General features: G+C 27.6%; 10 protein-coding genes. 2 read left to right on the top strand and 8 right to left on the bottom strand.

Annotated features, from left to right (window positions below; translation table 11 throughout):
• Nucleotides 1-86: 86 nt before the first annotated feature.
• From MK115_RS08860 to MK115_RS08880, 5 genes are all read right to left on the bottom strand, one after another.
• Entirely contained in the window at nucleotides 87-260 is a 174-nt protein-coding gene (locus MK115_RS08860; protein WP_287610816.1) for a hypothetical protein, read from the bottom strand.
• 98 nt (nucleotides 261-358) lie between these two features.
• A complete protein-coding gene (locus MK115_RS08865; RefSeq protein ID WP_025931683.1) occupies nucleotides 359-571 on the bottom strand; it encodes a TIGR02450 family Trp-rich protein in 213 nt (70 codons plus the stop codon).
• A 181-nt stretch (nucleotides 572-752) separates the two neighbouring features.
• Complete coding sequence (locus MK115_RS08870) at nucleotides 753-962, bottom strand: hypothetical protein (RefSeq protein WP_032515290.1); 210 nt, start codon at nucleotides 960-962, stop codon at nucleotides 753-755.
• Nucleotides 952-1,143 carry a hypothetical protein gene (locus tag MK115_RS08875; RefSeq protein ID WP_025953699.1) on the bottom strand — a complete coding sequence of 64 codons (192 nt, stop codon included), beginning with the start codon at nucleotides 1,141-1,143 and terminating at the stop codon, nucleotides 952-954. Before MK115_RS08875 ends, MK115_RS08870 begins: the two co-directional genes overlap by 11 nt.
• A gap of 62 nt (nucleotides 1,144-1,205) precedes the next feature.
• Nucleotides 1,206-1,412 (bottom strand): hypothetical protein, encoded by a 207-nt coding sequence (locus MK115_RS08880; RefSeq protein WP_025890620.1) that lies wholly within the window; start codon nucleotides 1,410-1,412, stop codon nucleotides 1,206-1,208.
• 174 nt (nucleotides 1,413-1,586) lie between these two features.
• Here MK115_RS08880 and MK115_RS08885 point away from each other — a divergent pair, with 174 nt between their 5' ends.
• On the top strand, nucleotides 1,587-2,252 hold the full coding sequence (locus tag MK115_RS08885; protein WP_287610826.1) for an SDR family oxidoreductase: 666 nt from the start codon (nucleotides 1,587-1,589) through the stop codon (nucleotides 2,250-2,252).
• A gap of 533 nt (nucleotides 2,253-2,785) precedes the next feature.
• On the opposite strand, the gene MK115_RS08890 is transcribed toward MK115_RS08885, so the two are convergent.
• The 3 genes from MK115_RS08890 to MK115_RS08900 form a co-directional block, all read right to left on the bottom strand.
• Nucleotides 2,786-3,040, bottom strand: coding sequence for a hypothetical protein (locus MK115_RS08890; protein ID WP_025890623.1), 255 nt, complete (start codon nucleotides 3,038-3,040; stop codon nucleotides 2,786-2,788).
• Complete coding sequence (locus MK115_RS08895; RefSeq protein ID WP_011862743.1) at nucleotides 3,040-3,267, bottom strand: hypothetical protein; 228 nt, start codon at nucleotides 3,265-3,267, stop codon at nucleotides 3,040-3,042. The genes MK115_RS08890 and MK115_RS08895 overlap by 1 nt, the downstream gene beginning before the upstream one ends.
• A gap of 262 nt (nucleotides 3,268-3,529) precedes the next feature.
• Nucleotides 3,530-3,781: a hypothetical protein gene (locus MK115_RS08900; protein WP_025931689.1), complete on the bottom strand. Its 252-nt coding sequence runs from the start codon at nucleotides 3,779-3,781 to the stop codon at nucleotides 3,530-3,532.
• Between the two features lie 365 nt (nucleotides 3,782-4,146).
• On the opposite strand from MK115_RS08900, the gene rpsO reads away from it, so the two are divergent.
• Nucleotides 4,147-4,416, top strand: a complete 270-nt coding sequence (rpsO, locus tag MK115_RS08905; protein ID WP_287610833.1) for a 30S ribosomal protein S15 — start codon at nucleotides 4,147-4,149, stop codon at nucleotides 4,414-4,416.
• Nucleotides 4,417-4,463: the final 47 nt, after the last annotated feature.

Raw genomic sequence — 4,463 nt, forward strand, 5'->3', positions numbered from 1 at the left:
AAATGAGTATTTGCTAGAGAGATTTTTTCAATCATTTCTCAATCAATAAAACATCATAATAATAGAAAAATTTTAATTATGTAAATCTATTTTTTTTTTGATTCTTTAATTTCCCCAGATTTTTTTAGTGAATTAACAAGTCTTTCATTTTCTGTTTTTAAATTTTCTAATGCAGATTTTGTGAATTGTTCTTTAGCCTCAAATTTTGCTGAACTTATAACTTTTTTATTAGGAAGTTTTTTCTTCGGTTCTGGCTTCATATTAAACAGCTTTTTAAAAATCTTATAAGTTATTTTTTTTGTATTAGGTATTATTTTTTACAATTTTCTGGTTAATAATATTTGTTTACATAAACAAATTAATCTTTATCTTTTGGGAGCCTTAACCATCCAGTAGTCCATTCTGATTTTAGTTTTGCCCATGAGATCCTTTTAATATCTTTTTTATTTTTGGTAGGAAAAATATCAACCCATCTATCTTCATTTTTACCACCATAAGCTTTAACTTGAAAATGCCTATTACCATTAATAGTTTTTGGTGCTGTCCAACACAAAGTAGGAGGCCATTTCATGAGAAATTTTTAAAAGTTAAAAAACTAAAGGTTGCTTTGCCCAGTTAAAACTAAACCATAATATGCAATCGTACCAAGGATAAGTACGATTCCTAGTATTCTAATAATCATGATTTAATATTTTTAAATTCAAATTATATTAGAGAAATTTTATAAATTTGCGTTGAAGATTTAATATTTTCTAATTTTTCCTTTTTTTATTTCTAACTATGGAGTGGCAAGATTCAGGATGCCATTCATTCTGAATCTTGCCAATAAAATCATAAATAAATGAATCGGGACATCCAGTTTTTTTTTGAAGTTCTGAAAGTTCTTCTTTAATGAATTCATATACACTCGTTATTACCCCTAAATTTTCTTCTTGGGAGGGAGCCCATTTTTTATTCTCCATTAATATTTTTTAAATTATTTTCCACAATATCGTAATAGGTTATGTCTCCATAATCAGCATCTGAACAACATAAATCTCCATATAGTTCCTCTAACAAATCGTACGCATCTGAATACTTATCAAAACTTTGAGCTGTTAATTCGTCATCTTTCCCATCAATTCTAATTATTTTGTAGGTCATATTTTACTTAGATGCAAAAAGTATTTTTTTTGATTCATTAGATCATCTTATAAATAAAAATCTTATTTAGGAGTATTAGTTGGGTAAAGCTTCTGAATTTTATTTTTCTGAATTTCTATTTTTCTTCTTTCATATTTTTTTGCCATTATTTTTCTGATAAATAATTGTGGGATAAGCCAAACTAATGCAATAGCTATAGCCATGAAAGCAGGATTTCTCCACGTTAACCTAATAATCTCTTGTATAAATTCTTGATTGAAAATTTCCATACATTAAATTTTGATGATAAAAATATCTTTGCTTTCTTTTATAAAATCTTTTAAATTTCATAATTCATCATAACCTTAAAAAATCTAATAAGGAATTTTATAAATTTTTTCTTTTTCTAGTTCGTTTTCTTTTATATTTGGATTTAGATTAATTTTTTATTTTTTAGTTTAGAGATGTCGACTTATCTAATTACAGGATCAAATAGGGGTATTGGATTAGAACTATGTAGGCAAATTCATAAGAGGGGAGATAATGTAATTGCAACGTGTAGGAAAGCTTCAAAAGAACTTAGAGATTTAGGAGTGAGAATTGAAGAGAATATAGAAATTTCTTCTGATGAGTCGATAACAAATTTGTGTAAAAAACTATCTGGAGTTAATTTAGATTGCTTAATTCATAATGCAGGAATTTATGAATTTAATTCTTTCGAAAACTTAGATAAAAAAAGTATTTTGCGGCAATTTGAAGTTAATGCATTGAGCCCAATATGTATGACTCAATCACTTAAACATCTTTTAAAAAGATCTTCTAAAGTTGCTTTTATCACAAGTAGAATGGGATCTATTGAAGATAATTCATCTGGAAGTTCTTATGGTTACAGGATGTCTAAGGTAGCCTTGTCAATGGCAGCAAAATCACTTTCTATAGATTTATCAAGAGAAGATATTTATGTAGCTATTTTGCATCCTGGGTTAGTGAGTACAAGAATGACTGGCTTTACAAGAAATGGAATTAGTCCTGAAGAATCAGCAAATGGCCTTTTAAAACGTATTGATTCTTTAAATAAAAATAACTCGGGTACGTTTTGGCATGCCAACGGAGAAGTTTTGCCTTGGTAATATCTATATTTTTATTTTTAAGAGATTTATATCGTTAATTTGTTAAAAAACTTTTAAATTTTTAACGAATTTCTTTCCTTGTTTAATTCTTTTAGTTATCTTTAAAAAAACATTAGTAAAGGAGGTGATTCATTGTCGTATCTACCGAAAAATGCGGTTATCAAAGGGGCCGTGAATTCAGTATCTTCATCACATTCATCGGTCTCTTTTTCTTTGATTAAGAAAAAAGGTTTTATAATCAATAGATTTATATAAATCAGTTACTTAATAATTAAAAGCTCTGCATCTCATGAAGTTGCAGAGCTTTTTTTATGAATTTAAATAGTCTTTCAAAATTTACTCTATCTTTTTTGGCCGAAGTAAATTAAGGCTAAAAAAGATAAAGTGCTTACCAAAGCGATTAAGTACCACCCAGTTGAGGAGTTGCTAGTTACTTCTGTCATTTATTTTGATTTATCGGAGGAATTGATTATTTGAGTGAAAATCACAATTGATATCATTAAAAAAACTAAAAGGATGTAAGTTACGTTCATTTATAGAAAAATGCTAATTATCAAAAAGATTATTCCTAGAACTACCGTAACAATTGCTCCATCTACTAATAAGTCTTTCCATGTATAACTTTTAAGCATCCTTGTTTTATCTTCTTCACTCATAAGGTTCTTTAACCACGTCCAATCTAAAAGCTGTGTCAATGCAACACCAAAAATTAAATGACCAAACAAAATACCAATTAGATCAATTCTAGAAATATCTTTAGTGAGACTTGTAATAATAAAAAAGTCCACTAGCTTTTTTCTTTATTAGATAAGGCACCACCTTCTTCTTTGTATTTTTCCCAAGCTTCGCTTATTTTTGCTTTAGAGAAATTTTGTTTTCCCTCAGAGAATTTATTTTTGAGGTTATTTAAACTATTAGTCAGTTCTTTTTTTGTTGGTTCATCAAGAAAGTTTGATGTTAATTTCCATAAATACCAGCTACTAGCTAGAAGAAGAATTAATCCGAGTAATTGCATATTAGTTTTTTACCATCCTACAACTTTTCAAATGGTTTCGATAAATTAATTTATTTAATACCTGCAGAAATTTTTTTGACTTAAATAAAAATTAAAACTTTAACCAGTGGAAAAATATTCTATCCAGCAGCCATATAGTTAGACCCCCTTCCAGGAAAGCCAACCAATACATCCCATAATCAGAAAATCCCATTTGTTCTTTTACTGTTTTAATTAATTTTTTGTGAGCTTGAATGAGATCTTTCATGAACAATCAAATTTTTTAAACCTGCTGAATTTCTTTAATTAAAAAACCCTTCCCATAGCAAGATAGACATGTTTTAGTCTCATCTAATGAAATTCTTAGAAAACCTGCTCCATTACATCTAAAGCAATTTACTTTAGTGTTTGAATAGATTTTTGATTTAATTTTAGCAGCACGATTTAAGTAAGAAACAGTTTCTTTACGACCGTTTGCTTTGGCAGCTTTGTTTAAAAGCTTTTTGTAGTTGACTTTAAGTTCTTGGATATTCATCTTTTGTAGAAACTATGATGCAAATACAGGAAAAATTAGATGTTTAAATAATTTTAAAAACTTTCAATTTCCCGTTTATATTTCTAATCTGATCTCTTACTGAGATCTTGATATCATAACTAGTATTTAATTTATATGTTTAGTATCTGGAGTAATTAGTTTGTATATTTAATAGAAATTTTATATTTGATAAACTAAAACTTTTGCGGTTGATCATTCAAGAAAATATTTTTTTGTCTTTGAAAGGAATCTTAAATAATTTATCGTTTGAAAATCTATTAAAATTTGCTATGAGTTATCTAGATAAGAATAGTAGTAATTTAGATAGATGACGTAGTATCATAGATAAATAGAAAATAAATTTTATGTCATTAGATACAGCTGAGAAACAGAATCTGATTGAAACTCATCAAGTACATCCAACTGATACAGGTTCAGTTGAAGTTCAGGTAGCAATGCTTTCTAAAAGAATATCGAAATTAAGTGACCATCTCCAAGGAAACATTCATGATTTCGCTTCAAGGCAAGGATTATTAAAAATGATTGGTAAAAGGAAAAGATTACTATCTTACATAAAAGACAAAAACGTTCAGAGATATCAAGAACTAGTAAAGAAAATTGGAATCAGAGGATGATTTCAATTAATGAAAAAAAAGCAATCTAAAAAAAAGACACAATTTAA

Source organism: Prochlorococcus sp. ALOHA_ZT_50, assembly GCF_022447305.1.
In the GTDB taxonomy this organism is placed as follows: Bacteria; Cyanobacteriota; Cyanobacteriia; order PCC-6307; family Cyanobiaceae; genus Prochlorococcus_A.

Excerpts from the sequence above, each read along its gene's own strand:
- MK115_RS08860 (WP_287610816.1), bottom strand. The coding sequence starts at position 260 with ATGAAGCCAGAACCGAAGAAAAAACTTCCTAATAAAAAAGTTATAAGT.
- MK115_RS08865 (WP_025931683.1), bottom strand. The coding sequence starts at position 571 with ATGAAATGGCCTCCTACTTTGTGTTGGACAGCACCAAAAACTATTAAT.
- MK115_RS08870 (WP_032515290.1), bottom strand. The coding sequence starts at position 962 with ATGGAGAATAAAAAATGGGCTCCCTCCCAAGAAGAAAATTTAGGGGTA.
- MK115_RS08875 (WP_025953699.1), bottom strand. The coding sequence starts at position 1,143 with ATGACCTACAAAATAATTAGAATTGATGGGAAAGATGACGAATTAACA.
- MK115_RS08880 (WP_025890620.1), bottom strand. The coding sequence starts at position 1,412 with ATGGAAATTTTCAATCAAGAATTTATACAAGAGATTATTAGGTTAACG.
- MK115_RS08885 (WP_287610826.1), top strand. The coding sequence starts at position 1,587 with ATGTCGACTTATCTAATTACAGGATCAAATAGGGGTATTGGATTAGAA.
- MK115_RS08895 (WP_011862743.1), bottom strand. The coding sequence starts at position 3,267 with ATGCAATTACTCGGATTAATTCTTCTTCTAGCTAGTAGCTGGTATTTA.
- MK115_RS08900 (WP_025931689.1), bottom strand. The coding sequence starts at position 3,781 with ATGAATATCCAAGAACTTAAAGTCAACTACAAAAAGCTTTTAAACAAA.
- rpsO (WP_287610833.1), top strand. The coding sequence starts at position 4,147 with ATGTCATTAGATACAGCTGAGAAACAGAATCTGATTGAAACTCATCAA.